The following is a 17,332-nucleotide window of genomic DNA, read 5'->3' as shown; positions in this document are numbered from 1 at the left end:
CCTTCACACTAAGAGGGCGCAGCGGTGGATTCAGTCAGGCACGCCGACCCATTGCCAGACCCGCACGGCGGCGCCCTTCTGATCAGGGAAGGATGCCAGCAGGGAACCAATATGCCCACCGTTTTCACGCGGCCAATCGTGACTGTCTGCAGCCGGAAGTGCGTCACCGTTCATATCGGCCTCGACCGCGACAGCACCATTGATCATGCGCACAATGTCACCCTCGTGAGTGACGCGTTGACAGACACCGTCACGCACGCCGGGCGCCGTGGCGCGCACATGAATCATCGAACGTGCCCACTCGAGCATGCGTCGGCATCTGCCGTCGCGCGGCTCACTCCAGTCCAGCACGCAATGGTCGACAGTCGTGCGCGAGGTTGGGTCGGGAACGTCTCCGCTCCAACCGTGCTCACTGAATTCTTTTTGACGGCCCTCGCGCACGAGTTGGGCGCGCTCGTCGTCTTCCTGGTCGGCAAAGAATCGGAACGGTGTGCGCGTGCCCCATTCCTCACCCATGAACAGCATGGGGGTAAAGGGGCTGAGCAGGATGATTGCTTCAGAGGCGGCCAGTTGTGCGTCGGAGAGCACCTGGCTGGGGCGGTCGCCTTGAGCGCGGTTGCCAACCTGGTCGTGATCCTGGGAAAAGACGACGAATTTGCGCCGATCCAGAGTGGCAGGAACGGGTGCACCCCAGTTTTGGTGGCGGAACGTCGAGTAGCGACCATCATGGTAGAAGACATTTTCCAGCACGGTTGCCAGCGCGTGCGTATCGGCAAAATCACCGTAGTACCCGTCAATTTCGCCCGTGAGCGCCACGTGCAGGGCGTGGTGGATGTCATCAGCCCACTGAGCGTCCATCCCCATGCCGCCCTCACTGGTGGGCATCACCATCGAAGGCTGGTTGAGGTCAGATTCGGCAATGAGCGTCATCGGGCGCCCCTCGTCGTGCGACCACTGGGCCACGCACTGTGATAGTTCTGCCAGCAGGTGTCGATCCGTCTCGTCGTGAATGGCGTGAACCGCATCCAGACGCAGCGCATCGGCATGCATGGTGACCAGCCAATGGCGACACACGTCAATAAGGTAGGCGCGCTGTTCGGGACCGTTCAAGTCCAGCACAGGCCCCCACGGTCCGGTCGCAGTGGGGTGGAAGTACGGTGCGAACATCGACAGGTAGTTGCCCCACACACCGAGGTGGTTGAGGACGACGTCGATGCACACATTCAGGCCGCGTTCATGGGCAGCGTTGACAAATTCGACGAGGGCATCCGGACCGCCGTAGGCTCGGTGAACGGCGAAAAGATCCACGCCGTCATACCCCCATCCGAACTCTCCGCTGAATTGTGCCAGCGGCATGAGCTCAACTGTGGTCACCCCCAGGTCACGCAGGTGGTCGAGGCATTCGATGGCACTGATCAGGGTGCCTTCAGCAGTGAACGTACCGACGTGGAGTTCATAGATGACGTTGCCCAGGACGGACGTGCCGGGCGATGCGACCCAGTGATGTCGTGAAGGATCCCAACTGCGTGACAGACCATCAACCCCGTAAGGCTGGTAGAAGGATCGCGGATCAGGCAGCGGGTCAGAACCATCGAGGCTGAAACCGTAATCTGTCCCATCGGGCAGATCAGGGCCGTCCCACCAGCCGCCAGCGGCGCGGCTCATGGGGAGCTGCGCGTCGGCCAGAACAAGGTCGACGCTCTGAGCGTCCGGCGCCCACACCCGCGTCACGAGAGTTTCTCCACAACCACGACGTTGTCGTCACTCATCACATCAGCCAGGCTCAAACCGTTGCCGTCAGTGACGTCGAATCGTCGCCCTGACATGATGTCCTGCCATGAGCCGGCTGGAAGGTAGACACGATGATCCCCCCAGCCGCCGATCTGACGCAGTGCCCTGAGCAGTCGCACAGCGATGACACACACGCATGGGCCGTCCTGGTTGCCGCGTGCATAGGCGATCGCATGTCCGGTGGTTGTTGCCAGTGGCGTATACGTTGCGTGTGCGGATACGAATGCGTCGCGGTGGCGGCTGCGAAGCTTCAGGATGGCGCGGGTCAGGCGCACTTTTCGACCCTCGAGAGTCTGCTCGTCTGAATCCAGCAACCGCCCGAGTCGTTCAAAATCAACCGGACGTCGGTTATCCGGATCAACCAGGGAAGTCGCCAGCCCCTCGGAACCTTGATACACATCAGCCACTCCAGGAACCGTCAATTGCAGGGCTTTCGTCACTTCGATGCAGCAGTTGCGAACCGACTCCGTCAGCTCATGAAAGCGTGTGAGCAGTTCGGCGATCGAGGAATCAGCGAGTACCTGGCGGGCAAAGTCAAACAGCTCCTCTTCCCGCTCTTCATCAGGATGCGTCCATGTCGTCCACGTTTTCTGTTCCCGCACTGCCTTTTGCAGGTAGTCAGTCAGGCGCTCCTGCGTCATCGGGTCGGACTCACACCACGTGGTCGCGGCAAGTGTCTGCCACAGGAGGTTTTCCGTGCGCCCATCCAGCGTGAGTGGCCGGTATTCGGCGCTGGTCAGACGTAGCTGCTGGACGAGGGAGACCCATTGACTGGGATATGACGTGATGGCGGCCAGTGTGGCTCGCACATCTTCACCACGCTTGGAATCGTGGGTCGTTCCGCATGTCATGGTCGCCGGCCACGACGACTGCAATGCACTTTCGAACGCATGGAACGTGTCGAGGTTGATACCGAAATGGGTGGGGTTGCCTCCCACTTCAGTCAGTGCGCACAGGTGTGTCCAACGGTAGAACGCGGTGTCTTCGACACCTTTTGCCATGACCGCACCGCACACCTGCTGGAACCGCACCGGCACTTCGTCGCGGCGCTCATCGGAGGATGCCAGACCTGCCGTGCCGATTTCGTCGCCCAGGATGAGCGCAATGAGCACATCCATCGTGTCCTCAATGCCGTCAAACCCTGAGTCACGCAACTCGCGCAGCGAACGGTCACGCACCTCGGTCATCTCATCGCGCGCCCACTGCGGGGTGGGGGATCCGGGCACCACGTAGATCCGGTAGCGATCCATATTCATCACGAGGGCGCCCAGGCAGCGTTCGAAGGTACGCATCGTGTGGTCACGCAGACGCAGGTCCTGTTGGCAAATTTCCCAGATCAACGAGGCCAGGCGGTGCAGCTCAGCTGCCAGCGAGGTGCGAATGATCTGCCGTTTCGATTCGTGTTCGAGCCGCGCAAAGTCCGCCGGTGAATCTTCGGTCAGCTCCTGCATGATGGCACCCATCGGCATGTTCGCTCGCGGATCGACCTGCAGGGAGTTGATGCGCCATGCGGTGTCATAGCCTGTCGTTCCGGCAACATCCCAATCAGAGGGCAAGTGCTCTTCGCCTTCGAGAATCTTTTCAGCAGCAATCCAGGCGCCGCCGGTGCGTTGGCTCAGACGCTGGAAATAGCCGCGCGGATCAGCCAGGCCATCAGGATGATCCACTCTGAACGCGTCAATGAAGCCTTCGTCGAACAGGTCGAACAGCAGGTGATGAGTCGCCTCGAACACGTCTTCACGCTCGACACGTAAACCTGCCAGCGTGTCCACGTCAAAGAAACGGCGGTAGTTGAGTTCCTCGTCACCGACCATCCAGTGAGCCAGGCGGTAATGCTGGCGCTCCAGCAGAACTTCCAACGGGAGGAACTCGGTTCCCTCCGCCAGGGGGAACACGTGATCGAAGTAGCGCAGGACAGGTTGCTCACCGTATTCCGGCTCAGTTGGAACCACCATCGATTCCACGTGTAGGTCACCGGCGGAGAGCACCTGGCCGATGCGCGCACCCAAAATCGGCATCAAAATGGGCTGATCGGTCGCCACGTCGAACCAGCGTGCGCGCGGCGACTCGGCGCCCCGTTTCAGCACTGACCACATGGCGCGGTTCTGCCACACCGGAGTGGGCACAGCCATGTGATTCGGCACGATATCGACCACGACGTGCAGGCCGAGGGCGTGCGCGGCGCGCGCAAAATCTTCAAACCCTTCACGCCCACCCAGCTCCGCGTTGACATGGGAGTGGTCCACCACGTCGTACCCATGCCGGGAGCCCTTGACAGGCTGCAGGATAGGGGAGAGGTAAACATCCGTGGCTCCCAGACGGCGAATATGCTCGAGGACACCACGGGCGTGTTCAAATGTGAAATCCGGAGTGAGCTGGAGTCGATACGTCGACAGTGGAGTGTATCGAGATGACGGGGGAACGTGGGGGTGAAGATCAGACATGTCACTGTCCCAACGGATTCAGCAGAATCATGGTGGTGCGGCCGGGCAGCGTGATCGAGTCACCGGACTGGTACTGACTGTGATCATCATCGTCACCCGTGTTGATCATCGTTGTCCAGGTCTTGCCATACGTCTGGTTCGGAATGGTGAATTCAACGGAGTCAGGAGACGCGTTGATCATCAGCAGGAAATCATCATCGGTGATCGTGTTGCCCTCAGGGTCGGGTTCCTGAATGGCGTTACCGTTGTAGAAGACCATCGTGGAGCGAGCCCATGCCTGGTTCCACTCGTCTTCCGTCATGTGAGTGCCGGCAGGGGTGAACCATTCGATCTCGCCCAGCTCCGATTCACCGCCGCGCGTTGCCGGCCCTTTCAGGAAGCGTCGGCGGCGCAGAACGGGGTGATCACGCCGCAGGTGGACGAGGCGCTGAGAGAAAGCGAGCAGTTTGCGCTGCCAGTCCTCCAGATCCCAGTGCATCCATGACAGCTCATTGTCCTGGCAGTACACGTTGTTATTGCCCATCTGCGTGCGTCCGATTTCGTCACCGTGAGCCAGCATGGGCAGACCCTGCGAGCAGAAAAGAGTGGTGAGTAAATTGCGAATCTGGCGCTGGCGGAGCTCCTGAATGCCCGGATCATCCGTCGGACCTTCCGTTCCGCAGTTCCAGGAGCGGTTATTGGACGAGCCGTCATTGTTGTCCTCACCGTTTGCCTCGTTATGTTTGCCGTTATAGGACACGAGGTCACGCATGGTGAAGCCGTCATGAGCGGTGATGAAGTTGACCGAGGCGACAGGGCGCCGTCCTGAATGCTCATAGAGGTCAGCACTGCCAGCCAGACGGGAGGCAAAACTGGACAGGGACGAGAACTCCCCGCGCCAGAAATCGCGCACCGCATCGCGGTATTCACCGTTCCATTCGGACCACAGGGAAGGGAAGCCTCCTACCTGGTAGCCGTTGGAGCCGACGTCCCACGGCTCAGCGATGAGTTTGACCTGGCTGATCACCGGATCCTGGTGGATCAGGTCGAAGAAAGTCGAGGCACGCGAGACCTCGTCAAACTGGCGTGCCAATGTCGTTGCTAGGTCGAAGCGGAAGCCGTCGACATGCATGTCAGTGACCCAGTAACGCAGCGAATCCATGATGAGCATCAGGACCGAGATCGAGGACATGAGCAGGGAATTGCCTGTGCCGGTGGTATCGAAGTAATGCCTCAGGTCATCGGGAACGAGGCGATAGTACTTCGCGTTATCGAGGCCCTTGAGTGACAGCGTCGGCCCCATGTGGTTACCTTCAGCGGTGTGGTTGTACACCACGTCGAGGATGACTTCGATACCGGCCGCGTGGAGCGTCTTCACCATGTTCTTGAACTCGGTGACCTGCCCGCCGAGCTGACCCGACGATGAATAGGCGTTGTGCGGGGCGAAAAATCCGATGGTGTTGTAGCCCCAGTAATTCGACAGGTCACGAGCCTGCAGGGATGGATCATTGACGAACTGGTGGATCGGCATCAGTTCAATGGACGTGATGCCAAGATCCTGCAGGTGTTTGATGATCGCCGGATGAGCGATCCCTGCGTAGGTGCCGCGCAGCTCTTCAGGCACGTCCGGGTGCAGCATGGTCATGCCGCGTACATGTGCCTCGTAAATGATTGTTTGGGAATACCCGTAGTTCGGGCGACGGTCATCGCCCCAGTCGAAGGACTCGTCGACGACGACGGAGAGCATCGTGTCGTGGACAGAGTCGTCGTGATTCGGTTGCGATGGGTCGTTGAAGTCGTAGGAAAAGACCGAATTGGAATTGTTGATCTGCCCTTCAATTGCTTTCGCATAAGGGTCGAGCAGGAGTTTGGACGGGTCGCATCGATGTCCCTCGTCTGGCGCGTAGGGACCGTGGATGCGGTAGCCATAGCGCTGTCCGGGCCCTATGCCGGGCAGGTAGGCGTGCCACTGGTCATAATCGACCTCAGTGAGTTCAACTGTGGTTTCGTGACGATCCTCGTCAAGGAGACACAATTCAATGCGGTCCGCGATAGATGAATAAACTGCGAAATTTGTTCCATTGCCGTCATACATTGCGCCCAGCGGGTAGGCATGTCCTGGCCAAATATCCATACTCTTAGATTGCCATGAAACCGCAAAAAGGGTGCGATGAGTGTGGAAAATTGTGAAGCTGGTCGCGAAAATTCCAGCCCGAAGGTGGCGAAAAGTCGCGGAAAATGGCGGAATTTCGACATTTTTCGGTGGGTTTTCGATGCCGGAGCGAGTCGTGCCTAAGTCCTCAGGATTTCCCCAACCGGGCCAGAACCTGTTAAGCTTCCCTGCGTCGCTTGATTGACAGGCGCATCGCGGATGTGGCTCAGTTGGTAGAGCATCACCTTGCCAAGGTGAGGGTCGCGGGTTCGAGTCCCGTCATCCGCTCGGGCGATTGGCGCAGCGGGAGCGCGCTTCCCTGACACGGAAGAGGTCACTGGTTCGATCCCAGTATCGCCCACTGAGTATTCATACGCATGCGGATGTGGCTCAGTTGGTAGAGCATCACCTTGCCAAGGTGAGGGTCGCGGGTTCGAGTCCCGTCATCCGCTCGGTCTGAGATGACTTGGTGGGTTGGCCGAGAGGCGAGGCAGCGGCCTGCAAAGCCGTATACACCGGTTCGAATCCGGTACCCACCTCGGGCGATTGGCGCAGGGGTAGCGCGCTTCCTTCACACGGAAGAGGTCACTGGTTCGATCCCAGTATCGCCCACCATTTGTTTTATGTGCCTTAGACTTCAAGAGACTCTTTAGTCAATAGTTGAAGTCGAAAGGTCATAGGCGATGACGCTAATCGGATTTTTGATTGGCTTGGCTGTCACAGTTGTAGTGGCATGGCTGATCATTAAGAAACACCATCCACAAACAGTATTGATCCTTGCAGGTTTGTTGCTTCTTTTCATTTCACTCCCTCTGTCTGAAGAGCCGCTGATGGACAGCGAGAAAACCACGGGGAATATGGTTCTTGACGTCGTGGATTTCTTACGCGACACATTTGCCTCCACATCTGCCAGTCTTGGACTCATCATCATGGCTGTGGGCGGATTCTCTCTGATAATGGAAAAAGTCGGTGCCAGCGCAATGCTGGTGCACCTTGCTATGAAGCCGCTGTCGCGGATCCGTAGGCCATACATTTTCCTTGGAATCGCGTATATTTTCGGACAGTGCCTCGGAATGATCATTCCGTCTGCATCTGGCTTGGCAATGCTGCTTATGGTGACTTTGTATCCACTTCTGCGTTCCTTGAGGATTTCGCGTCTGAGCGCGGCAGCATTAATTGCGACAACCTCCTGCCTGGATCTCGGGCCAGCGTCGTCGAACTCCAACTTATCGGCCGAGGTATCCTCCATGACCGTTCAGAAATACTTCATCGACTATCAGGGGCCTGTGGCAATTGTGACGATGGCAGTGATTGCCATCAGCCACATGCTGATTCAGCGTCATTTCGACAAGAAAGCCGGAACGCTGCCGGAAATAAATCCGCCCTCGAATCTCGAACAGGAAGCATCAGGAGCCTCACCGGATACAGGCAGTGTGAAAACCGAGCTCAAGACCCCCGTCTACTATGCAGTCCTGCCGCTCATACCGCTCGTCTTACTCATTGTTTTTTCGGAATATCTCATCTCCTCCGTCAAGATGAATGTTGCGACGTCAATGCTGACATCAATGTTGGTGGTCCTGATCATCGAAATGATCAGATATCGCTCATTCAGCAGAGCCAGCGAAATCATGAAAGTGTTCTTTCAAGGAATGGGGAAGCAGTTCGTTGCAATTGCCACGCTTATCGTCGCAGGACAGATGTTCGCCGCAGGCCTCACGCAAATCGGATTCATCAAGTTCATTGTCGATGGAGCATTCAATTTGCACCTGGGCGTTGTCGTCATGACAGTGCTCATGACACTGATAATCCTGTTGACTGCACTCCTTACCGGGTCAGGAAACGCAGCATGGTTCGCTTTTGCGCCCCTGGCTCCTCAGGTGGCGCAACCCCTTGGCCAGCCTGCTGTAGCAATAGCTCTGCCGATGGAGCTGTCGGCGGGCATCGGACGTTCAATGTCGCCGATCTCCGGTGTATTGATCGCGGTGTCGGGTCTGGCGGAAGTCAATCCCGTCGACCTGGCAAAACGCACAATTCCTGTGATGGCGGCGGCGTACATCACGCAGATCACCACATCCTTTATCTGGCTGTATCTGATTCACTGAGAAAGGAGAAGACCATGTTTGACACCATCGTCGCACGCTCCAATGAGATCGCTGACGACCTCATCGCTGTACGTCGTGACCTTCATCAGCATCCGGAACTAGGGTGGGAAGAATTCAGAACCACCAGTATTGTCGTTCAGCGACTTCGCGAGCTGGGCTATATCGTTCGTGTGGGTAAAGAAGTGTGCGAAGAGTCTGCCCGTATGGGAGTGCCTCCCGCAGAGGAACTCGAATCGGCTTACCAGAGAGCGCTGCAGGAAGGTGCACCGGAGGAACTTCTTGAAGCCATGAAAGGCGGTTTTACCGGAGCCGTCGGCATCCTTGAGAACGGTGACGGCCCGGTTGTGGGAATGCGCTTTGACATCGATGCGCTTCCGCTGGCAGAAACGACGGATCCAGAGCATTTCCCGAACAGGGAAGGCTTTCAATCCGTGCATGCCAACACGATGCACGCATGCGGACACGATTGCCACACGAGCATCGGCCTGGGAGTTGCGCAGCTGATGATGGAAATGCGCGATCAATGGTCAGGTACCCTCAAGTTAGTCTTTCAGCCAGCTGAAGAAGGCGTGCGTGGAGCAAAATCCATCGTCGCGCACGGGCACCTTGATGATGTAACTGTCATGCTCGGTTCTCATGTGACAGCATCGAACCAATGCAACGAGTTTGATATATACGCGGGCGCAGGCGGATCACTGGCCACAACGAAACTGGACGTGACTTACACCGGTTTGGCGTCTCACGCTGCAGGAGCTCCGGAAAAAGGCAGGAACGTGATGCCTGCTGTTGCTACAGCGATCCTCAACCTGTATGCGCTTCCGCGAAATTCGCAGGGAGAAACGCGCGTGAACGTGGGTGTTGTCCACGCTGGATCGGGCCGTAACATCATTGCCAACAATGCCACTATGCTGGTGGAAATTCGCGGCGCCAACACTCAGATCAATGCGTATATGGAGGAATATGCCCGACGGATTCTTGAAGATGCCGGGCACATGCATGGAGTCGAATGCGAGATCACGAAAACAGGAGAAGCAATTTCACTCGAGTCCTCTCCAGAGCTGATGGAGCGCATCGATCGGGTAGCAGAACAAGTTGAGGTGCGCCCCGCTTCGCCCAACCGACTGATTTCACCTGGATCGGAAGACTATTCGTTCATGATGGATCGGGTGCAGTCCAATGGGGGCCAGGCTTCATTCATTCGTATCCTTGTTGATTCGCCGGCTGCTGGGCATACCGTAACGTTCTCACCAAACGAAGACGCTATGGTGCGTGGCGTACGTATGTTTGTCGGTACAGCGCTTGATGTGATGGCACTACGCTAGACCTTCATGCGACGGTCATCATCGCCAATTGTCCTGCTGGCTCTCCCGGTCTACGTCCCGTCACTGACATGGTCCACCGGTATCGGTGCGCTCAATTCAGTGGTGGTATTGGCCGGGCTGTCCATGCAGATGAGCGAGTCATGGGCATCGGCGATGGTGGGAATCATGGGCGTTGCCGGTGTCATCGCATCTGTACCGATCGGCCGGATGGTCGACCGCATCGGCGACCGCTCATCATTCGTCATCGGCGGGCTGATCGCCGTGCTGGCCGGAACATGCGCCCTGGTATGTCTACGGTTTCCCGGCATTAACCGTGCAGTTGTTGCATTCGTTATCGCGATGGTCGCCATTTCGATCGCCGGAGACATGTGGCAATTGGCGCGGCAGTCCTATGTGGCAGAATCCGTGCCTATGACATGGCGAGCACGATCAATGTCGATGCTCGGAGGAATGTCCAGGCTCGGCCGGTTGATCGGTCCTGCGCTGGCGTCGCTGGCCATTGTGCTGGGAGGTATTCCCGGCACATTCTGGTTCTTCATCGCAGCCACCGTGCTTGCCCTGAGTCTGATCCTGTTGTTCACCGCGCCTACGCCCGAAATTCTGGATGTCAAACCGCCGGCGTCCCAACGATCGTCCAGTGAAACGCCGCCGGTGTCTTTGCAGCGTCGCCCTCGTACCCACGTGGACGTCGTGTCGACCATGCTGCTGTCGGTGGGGACAGTTCTGCTGTCGCTGGTGCGCACCAACCAGATCATTGTGGTGCCTCTGGTGGGCACGAGCCTCGGAATCACAGAGGAACTCATATCAGCGACCTTCGCGATTTCAGCGGGACTGGATGTCGCCGTCTTCTACTTCTCAGGCGCGATCATGGACCGTTTCGGCAGACGAGCATCCGTTCTGCCGTGCCTGTTGATCATGGCGGCAGGGTTCGTGGGATTGGCCCTGAGCGGGGGAGTCGTGAGCTTCATGGTCAGTGCATGTGTCGTGGGGTTCGGCAACGGATTCAGCGCAGGAACCGTTATGACGATGGGAGTCGACCTGTCTCCGGACATCAACCGCTCCCGATTCCTGGGAATCTGGCAGGCCATCTCGCAGGTGGGCCCGACGGTGGGTCCATTCGTGATTTCCGTGCTGGTGGCCGCATGGGGAGCAACGATGAGCGCGTGGGCGACCGCAGTGGCAGCTGCCTGCTGCGCAGTGTGGATGCTCGTGACAGTTCCCACGGCCTACGCTCGCCTCGGTATGGACGAACGAGGCAGGGCGCTGCCCGCTCAAAGCGACGCTCAGTCATAAAACATCCGCAGGACTAATCCAAGCGAAGAGCACACTTTTCTGTTTAAATTGCTCAACGTGAAGGCCGAAACAACCAGCGTGGATGCGATCATGCTCTGCAGCTACGGAGGACCCAGGCAACCCGACGACGTTTTGCCGTTTTTGCGCAACGCCACGCGCGGCAAAGGGATCCCTGACGAGCGTCTCATCCAGGTCGGCGGCCATTACAGCCTGTTTGGGGGGAAGAGCCCGATCAATGAATGCAACGACGAATTTTCGCGCGCCCTCGCTGGCGAACTCGAGCAGCGAGGAGTCAAATGCCCAGTCGTTGTCGGAAACCGCAACTGGCACCCCTACTTCACGGAAACACTGACGAGCCTGATCGACCTGGGACACCGCACTGTCCTATGTGTCTTCACCTCAGCGTTCGCTTCTTATTCCGGGTGTCGCCAGTACCGCGAAGATCTGGCTGCGGCGCTCGACGAGCTGGGCGACAAAGCCAGTGAGCTGGTTTTGACGAAAGTGCGTCCCTATTACACGACGCACGGAATTCTCAGCGCCCACGTCCGTTCCATCACACGCGCAATGCGTGAGCTGGACGACCCGCACCTTGTCCTCGTCACGCACTCCATCCCCGTGTCGATGGAGGCTAACTCCGGTGACCACCACCTGCCCACGTATGTCGGCCAGCACCACCAGCTGGGCGAGGAAATCTGTAGACGCGTTAGTGACGAACTGGGGCGAGAGGTGCCATTCGATTTGGCGTACTGTTCCCGATCGGGTCCGCCACAGTCGCGGTGGCTCGAACCGGATATCAATGACCATCTTGAATTCCTGCATGATGGCGGCACGCGCGCCGTGGTCGTCGCGCCGATTGGCTTTATTTCCGACCACATGGAAGTGGTCTACGACCTCGACACTGAAGCCAAGGCGACTGCAGACAATCTGGGAATGGACTATCGGCGCGCCGCCACTCCAGGCACCGATCCAGCGTTCGTGTCCTCGCTCGCTGACGTGGTCTGCGAACGGATCGGAAGCGGGGCAGCGGGCGACGCGATTGACATCAGGTGGCCCGTGACATGCTCGCAGGAATGCTGCCTGCCGCGTGAGTCCTACCAGATGCGTCCAACCTGTTTTAATCACCCCAACCAAGGAGAAACCCATGAGTGAAATGCCACATGGTCACCATCCGGCACCGGTTCACGACCCTCGCGACCGGACCGACATTGACCCCGAAGAAGTCAACGCGCGCGACAATTACTCGCTGCAATGCGTCTTCCGCACCGTGGTGCCGTTGCCGGCCGACAGCGCACACGACTTGGCGGCGGCAATGGAACGAGCCGTGCGGGACACCGGCGTGGAAATTCGAGGGTGGTATGACGTGGGCGGATACCGCGCTGACGCTGACCTGATGATGTGGGCACTGTCTGACAGCGCCGACAAACTGCAGGCCGGCTACCATGCGATCGTTGCGTCTGACTTGGGCGCAGCTCTCGAACCCGTGTGGTCAGCAATGGCGGCACACAAGGCTGCCGAATTCAACACCCGTCACCTGCCCGCCTGCTTCAACGGTGCAGCGCCGCGCGGATACTGCGCCGTCTACCCCTTTGTGCGCAGCTGGGACTGGTACTACCTGCCGAAAGCTCGCCGCGCTGCCATCTTGAAAGAGCACGGCATGAACGGCGTCGACTACCTGGACGTGCAGGTTTCCACGCTGGCCGCATTCGCGCTGGGGGACTACGAGTGGACGGTCGCCCTCGAATCCGACAGCCTCGACCGCGTCATGGGTGTGCTGCGTCGCCAGCGCGACGCGGAAGCTCGACTATTCGTGCGCGAAGACACTCCGTTCTTCACCGGGCCTCGCGTCGAACTGACCGAGTGGACGGATCGCCAGCCGCTACAGTAGAAGGATGACTACAGACCTTCTTCCCGTCATTGTCGGCGGTGACATCGGCGTGTACGCCATCGGGCGTTCATTCCACGAAGCCTACGGGTGCCGCTGCATCTGCCTGGCGGCATCCCCAACAGATGCGATTACACGCTCCGTCTTTTTTGACGTGGAAACACTTCCGCCACATGCCGATGACCGGCAGACACTTGCAGTCTTGCGCGGGCTGGCAGCTGCGAATCCCGGCAGGAAACTCGTACTCATGGCGAACGACGACCGACACTCGGTATTCGTCGGACGCTATCACAGCGAACTTGAAAAAGCAGGATACGCGCTGCCTTTCCCACCCGTTGAGGTCACCGAACGCGTCACAGATAAAGCTCAGTTCGCACAGATTTGCACCGAACTTGGCATTGACACACCTCGCACCGTCAGCGTGAACGTGGGGAGTGGTGAGACACCCTCGTTACCGTTCGACTTTCCCGTCGTTGCCAAAGCGGCGCGAGGGGACGCCTACGACCAGGTCGACTTCCCAGGTAAACGGAAGATCTATTTCATCGAGACCGCAGCCGAACTGGACGAGCTGTGGGCGACGCTGCGTGAGGCAGGATTCGACGATACGTTCCTTGTGCAGGAACTCATCCCCGGAGACAACACGCAGATGCGTTCCATCACCGCGTACGTCGATTCTCACGGTGACGTGACAATGATCGGGTCGGCACGCGTGCTGCTGGAGGACCATGCGCCCACCATGATCGGCAACCCTGTTGCGATGATCACCGAGCCATTCGACGATCTGTGGGACAGTGCCCGTGCTTTTCTGACCCACACCGGCTATCGCGGCTTCGCCAACTTCGACGTCAAAGTGGATCCGCGTGACGGCCGAGCCGTGTTCTTTGAAGTCAATCCGCGCATCGGACGCAACAGTTGGTACATGAGCGCCGCCGGCGTGAACCCCATGTCTATCATGGTGCGCGACCTGATTGACCATGAGCACGTCAAGCCGCAGGAAGTACACAACAAAATTCTCTACTCCCTGGTTCCCGATGCACTGCTGCGCCACTACGTGCGCGATGAAGAACTGCGCCAACGCGTCCACGCGTTGCAGCGCAGCGGCAAGCGCAAGAATCCGCTGGTCTACACCGCTGAAACGTCACTGGTACGATCGGCGATCGTCGCTCTCCAGACGCTCAACCATATCCGCAAGTTCCGACGTTTTTACCCTGAGGCCACAGACCGCTCATTCTAAGGAGGAGCCATCATGGCAACCGAGCTGCGTGAACTGACCGCAGATCAGATGAGGATCGCCGCCGCTGGCGTGATACCGCTGCCGATCGAACAGGCAGCGCCGTGGGAGGCATTCGAACAGACGCAGGGACGGCGACTATGGGGCCGTTTTGCATGGGAAAAAGACGATAAAGACCAGGCGATCATCGCACTGTACGAGTATTCGCTGCGCGGAGTGAAGTACTTGTGGGCCAAACACGGACCAGTCTGGCTGAAAGAACAGTCACCCGATAGTGAAGCGGCCTTGCGGGCCGACCTGGTACGCATGGTCAGGAAACGCGACAGAAGCATCGCCTTTATCCGCATGCACGCCTTCTTCCAGGCGCCGGACCTGCATGAGCCACTCCAGTTCATCACATATGACCGCACCGCAATCATTGACATCAGCAGCGGCACTGAGGATTCGATTCTCGCGACCATGACGAAAGACGGACGCCGTGCAGTTCGCAGAGCCAAGAAGAAGATGGCCGAGGGAGGCGCGCGAGTCGTTGAAGAAACAGGCCTGACGCGCGCAGCATTCCGTGAGTACTACGAGGTGATGAAGGAAACAGCGCGCAGGGATGGGTTCCATCCACATCCGCCGCAGGTCTACTGGTCGATGCTGGACTCCATGCCCGAATCTTCCCGACTGTTCGGCGTGCGTCTGCCCGATGACACACTGGTGTGCTGGGATCTGGTGTTGGTGCACGATAAGCAGGCCGTTGCCTACTATGGCGCATCGACAGATCAGGCGCGCACCGTGCTGGGGCCTGACGCATTGGATTTTGACGTGGCTGTTCGGCTGGCGAAGGAAGGCGTCAAGGGGCTTGACCTGATGGGCGTGTATTCGCCACGTGTGCCGGAGCTGTATTCGGTGGGCCGCTATAAGCGCCGCTGGTGCCAGTCATTTACCGATGTGGACGGCGCGTGGGACGTGCCGGTGATCCCCGGTGCACTCAGCGCTCTGAAGGCTGCGTTGGCCACGAAACATGCAGTGGAGAACGCTGTTCGCCGCGTACGCGTTACGATGGGCTAGGAAACTAGAAGCACGCACCCGTACAGCGTGCCAGAGAAGGAGCATCATCGTGTCAGAACTGACCGCGACTATTGACGGCAACATTGAACAGATTGACGAAGGAACAACAGGAGCTACGTGGTACTCCTCCAACCGGCGGGTAATCGCCATGAACGTCAACGGCGCACCGACCGATCTGACCGCTGAAATTCCCAATGGCGCTGAAGTCAGCGCTATTACGCTGGATTCTCAGGAAGGTCTGCAGATTCTGCGCCACTCCACCACGCACGTGCTGGCCCAGGCAGTGCAGGATGTATTTCCGGACGTCAACCTGGGAATTGGCCCGTTCATCACGGACGGCTTCTACTACGACTTCGGCAACATCGATGCAGTGACCCCAGAAATGCTTCGCGACCTCGAAAAACGCATGAAGCGGATCATTAAGGAAGGCCAAACGTTCCGCCGCCGCGTCGTCACCGAGGACGAGGCGCGCGCCGAACTGGCTGACCAGCCTTACAAGCTCGAATTGGTCACTACGAAGGGATCAGGCGCAGAAGGCGCGTCCGTTGAGGTCGGCCACGGCGAACTGACAATCTACGACAATGTGCGGCGCGACGGCAGCGTCGCATGGAAAGATCTGTGCCGCGGCCCGCACCTGCCGTCCACCAAACTGATCGGCAATGGCTTCGCATTGACGAAGTCGTCGGCAGCGTACTGGAAAGGTGATCAGAACAACGATCACCTGCAACGCATTTACGGCACCGCGTGGGCCAGCAAGGACGACCTCGTCGCCTACCAGGAACGAATCAAGGAAGCACAGCGCCGCGACCACCGGCGACTGGGACAGGAACTTGACCTGTTCTCATTTCCCGAGGAAGTTGGCCCCGGCCTGGTTCTGTTCCACCCCAAAGGCGGTATTTTGCGTCACGTGATCGAAGAGTACGTCACGCAGCGCCACCTGGAAGCAGGCTTTGACTTCGTTCATACGCCTGAGATCACCAAGTCAGGCGTATTCCACACCTCGGGTCACCTCCCGTACTACGCGGACACGATGTTTCCGCCGATGATGGTCGATGAAGAACGCGCAGAAGACGGGCACGTGACGCGTGAAGGCCAGGAGTACTACCTCAAGGCCATGAACTGCCCGATGCACAACCTGATTTTCCGTTCACGAGGGCGTTCCTACCGTGAACTGCCTCTGCGATTTTTCGAAATGGGACACGACTACCGCTACGAAAAGTCCGGAGTGGTGCACGGCCTGACACGTATGCGCGGATTTACGCAGGATGATTCGCACACGTACTGCACACCTGAACAGGCGCGCGACGAAATCACGATGCTGCTGAACTTCTTCTTGTCGATTCTGCGCGAATTCGGATTGACGGACTTTTATCTGGAACTGTCCACCCGCAGTGATGACGAGTCGAAGAAAGACAAGTTCATCGGCTCGGATGAGGACTGGGATGCGGCAACTCGGATCCTGGAGGAAGCATGCGCGTCAACAGGGCTGGACCTGGTGCCAGATCCAGGCGGTGCCGCGTTCTACGGTCCGAAGGTTTCCGTTCAGGTCAAGGATGCGATCGGCCGCACATGGCAGATGTCCACCGTCCAGTACGACTTCAATCAGCCTGAACGCTTCGGCCTGGAATACACTGCGCCCGATGGTACGCACCAGCGTCCGGTGATGATTCACTGCGCCAAGCTCGGATCCGTTGAGCGCTTTATCGGCGTGCTGACTGAGCACTACGCCGGCGCATTCCCGGCATGGCTGGCACCTGTGCAGGTCAAACTCGTTCCCGTAGCAGACGCATTCGATGAATACGTCGACCAGGTGGCTGCGAAACTGCGCGCGCGCCACGTGCGTGTTGAGGTCGACCATTCCGATGATCGTTTCGGCAAGAAGATTCGCAACGCCTCGAAGGAAAAAGTGCCGTTCGTGCTGATCGCGGGCGGTGAGGACGAAGAAGCAGGCGCTGTCTCGTTCCGCTACCGTGACGGAAGCCAGGATAACGGCATTCCGGTTGATGAAGCCGTTGAACGCATCGTGCACCACATTGAGACTCACAACAACGAGGACAAAGCGTAGAAAAGGGGAGCAGCG

The 17,332-nt window shown here is 58.4% G+C and carries 11 protein-coding genes and 5 tRNA genes; 13 read left to right on the top strand and 3 right to left on the bottom strand.

Going from position 1 to position 17,332, the window contains the following annotated elements; genetic code table 11:
* Positions 1-30: 30 nt before the first annotated feature.
* From treZ to glgX, 3 genes are read right to left on the bottom strand one after another with little or no spacing between them, the layout of a single operon-like run.
* Complete coding sequence (gene treZ, locus AC1EJ1_RS03980) at positions 31-1,731, bottom strand: malto-oligosyltrehalose trehalohydrolase (protein WP_285014214.1); 1,701 nt, start codon at positions 1,729-1,731, stop codon at positions 31-33.
* Positions 1,728-4,235, bottom strand: a complete 2,508-nt coding sequence (gene treY / locus AC1EJ1_RS03975) for a malto-oligosyltrehalose synthase (RefSeq protein WP_285014212.1) — start codon at positions 4,233-4,235, stop codon at positions 1,728-1,730. Before treY ends, treZ begins: the two co-directional genes overlap by 4 nt.
* 1 nt (position 4,236) lies before the next feature.
* Complete coding sequence (gene glgX, locus AC1EJ1_RS03970; RefSeq protein ID WP_285014210.1) at positions 4,237-6,348, bottom strand: glycogen debranching protein GlgX; 2,112 nt, start codon at positions 6,346-6,348, stop codon at positions 4,237-4,239.
* A gap of 233 nt (positions 6,349-6,581) precedes the next feature.
* On the opposite strand from glgX, the gene AC1EJ1_RS03965 reads away from it, so the two are divergent.
* The 13 genes from AC1EJ1_RS03965 (at position 6,582) to thrS (ending at position 17,317) form a co-directional block, all read left to right on the top strand.
* Positions 6,582-6,654 (top strand) — tRNA-Gly (locus AC1EJ1_RS03965).
* A gap of 1 nt (position 6,655) precedes the next feature.
* Positions 6,656-6,727 (top strand) — tRNA-Val (locus AC1EJ1_RS03960).
* 18 nt (positions 6,728-6,745) lie between these two features.
* A tRNA-Gly gene (locus AC1EJ1_RS03955) sits at positions 6,746-6,818 on the top strand.
* Between the two features lie 16 nt (positions 6,819-6,834).
* Positions 6,835-6,905, top strand: a tRNA-Cys gene (locus AC1EJ1_RS03950).
* Between the two features lies 1 nt (position 6,906).
* A tRNA-Val gene (locus tag AC1EJ1_RS03945) sits at positions 6,907-6,981 on the top strand.
* Positions 6,982-7,049: 68 nt separating this feature from the next.
* A complete protein-coding gene (gene dcuC, locus AC1EJ1_RS03940; protein WP_285014208.1) occupies positions 7,050-8,468 on the top strand; it encodes a C4-dicarboxylate transporter DcuC in 1,419 nt (472 codons plus the stop codon).
* A gap of 14 nt (positions 8,469-8,482) precedes the next feature.
* Positions 8,483-9,790, top strand: a complete 1,308-nt coding sequence (locus AC1EJ1_RS03935; RefSeq protein WP_285014206.1) for an amidohydrolase — start codon at positions 8,483-8,485, stop codon at positions 9,788-9,790.
* A gap of 6 nt (positions 9,791-9,796) precedes the next feature.
* The gene (locus AC1EJ1_RS03930) at positions 9,797-11,083 is read left to right on the top strand and encodes an MFS transporter (protein ID WP_285014205.1); all 1,287 of its coding nucleotides are present in this window, start codon (positions 9,797-9,799) and stop codon (positions 11,081-11,083) included.
* A gap of 57 nt (positions 11,084-11,140) precedes the next feature.
* The gene (locus AC1EJ1_RS03925; RefSeq protein WP_285014203.1) at positions 11,141-12,232 is read left to right on the top strand and encodes a ferrochelatase; all 1,092 of its coding nucleotides are present in this window, start codon (positions 11,141-11,143) and stop codon (positions 12,230-12,232) included.
* On the top strand, positions 12,225-12,968 hold the full coding sequence (gene hemQ, locus AC1EJ1_RS03920; protein WP_227469305.1) for a hydrogen peroxide-dependent heme synthase: 744 nt from the start codon (positions 12,225-12,227) through the stop codon (positions 12,966-12,968). Before AC1EJ1_RS03925 ends, hemQ begins: the two co-directional genes overlap by 8 nt.
* A 4-nt stretch (positions 12,969-12,972) precedes the next feature.
* The gene (locus AC1EJ1_RS03915; protein ID WP_285014200.1) at positions 12,973-14,199 is read left to right on the top strand and encodes a carboxylate--amine ligase; all 1,227 of its coding nucleotides are present in this window, start codon (positions 12,973-12,975) and stop codon (positions 14,197-14,199) included.
* A 12-nt stretch (positions 14,200-14,211) separates the two neighbouring features.
* Positions 14,212-15,252 carry a lipid II:glycine glycyltransferase FemX gene (locus AC1EJ1_RS03910; protein ID WP_480295351.1) on the top strand — a complete coding sequence of 347 codons (1,041 nt, stop codon included), beginning with the start codon at positions 14,212-14,214 and terminating at the stop codon, positions 15,250-15,252.
* A 49-nt stretch (positions 15,253-15,301) separates the two neighbouring features.
* On the top strand, positions 15,302-17,317 hold the full coding sequence (gene thrS, locus AC1EJ1_RS03905; RefSeq protein WP_092648526.1) for a threonine--tRNA ligase: 2,016 nt from the start codon (positions 15,302-15,304) through the stop codon (positions 17,315-17,317).
* Positions 17,318-17,332: the final 15 nt, after the last annotated feature.

The sequence above is a fragment of the Pauljensenia sp. C0170B4 genome, from assembly GCF_056590235.1.
This window is presented reverse-complemented; position numbering and strand designations above follow the sequence as displayed.

What these genes read in the sequence shown, in the direction of transcription:
- glgX (WP_285014210.1), bottom strand. Translation starts at nt 6,348, where the DNA reads ATGGATATTTGGCCAGGACATGCCTACCCGCTGGGCGCAATGTATGAC.
- treY (WP_285014212.1), bottom strand. Translation starts at nt 4,235, where the DNA reads ATGTCTGATCTTCACCCCCACGTTCCCCCGTCATCTCGATACACTCCA.
- AC1EJ1_RS03915 (WP_285014200.1), top strand. Translation starts at nt 12,973, where the DNA reads ATGACTACAGACCTTCTTCCCGTCATTGTCGGCGGTGACATCGGCGTG.
- AC1EJ1_RS03935 (WP_285014206.1), top strand. Translation starts at nt 8,483, where the DNA reads ATGTTTGACACCATCGTCGCACGCTCCAATGAGATCGCTGACGACCTC.
- dcuC (WP_285014208.1), top strand. Translation starts at nt 7,050, where the DNA reads ATGACGCTAATCGGATTTTTGATTGGCTTGGCTGTCACAGTTGTAGTG.
- AC1EJ1_RS03930 (WP_285014205.1), top strand. Translation starts at nt 9,797, where the DNA reads ATGCGACGGTCATCATCGCCAATTGTCCTGCTGGCTCTCCCGGTCTAC.
- AC1EJ1_RS03910 (WP_480295351.1), top strand. Translation starts at nt 14,212, where the DNA reads ATGGCAACCGAGCTGCGTGAACTGACCGCAGATCAGATGAGGATCGCC.
- hemQ (WP_227469305.1), top strand. Translation starts at nt 12,225, where the DNA reads ATGAGTGAAATGCCACATGGTCACCATCCGGCACCGGTTCACGACCCT.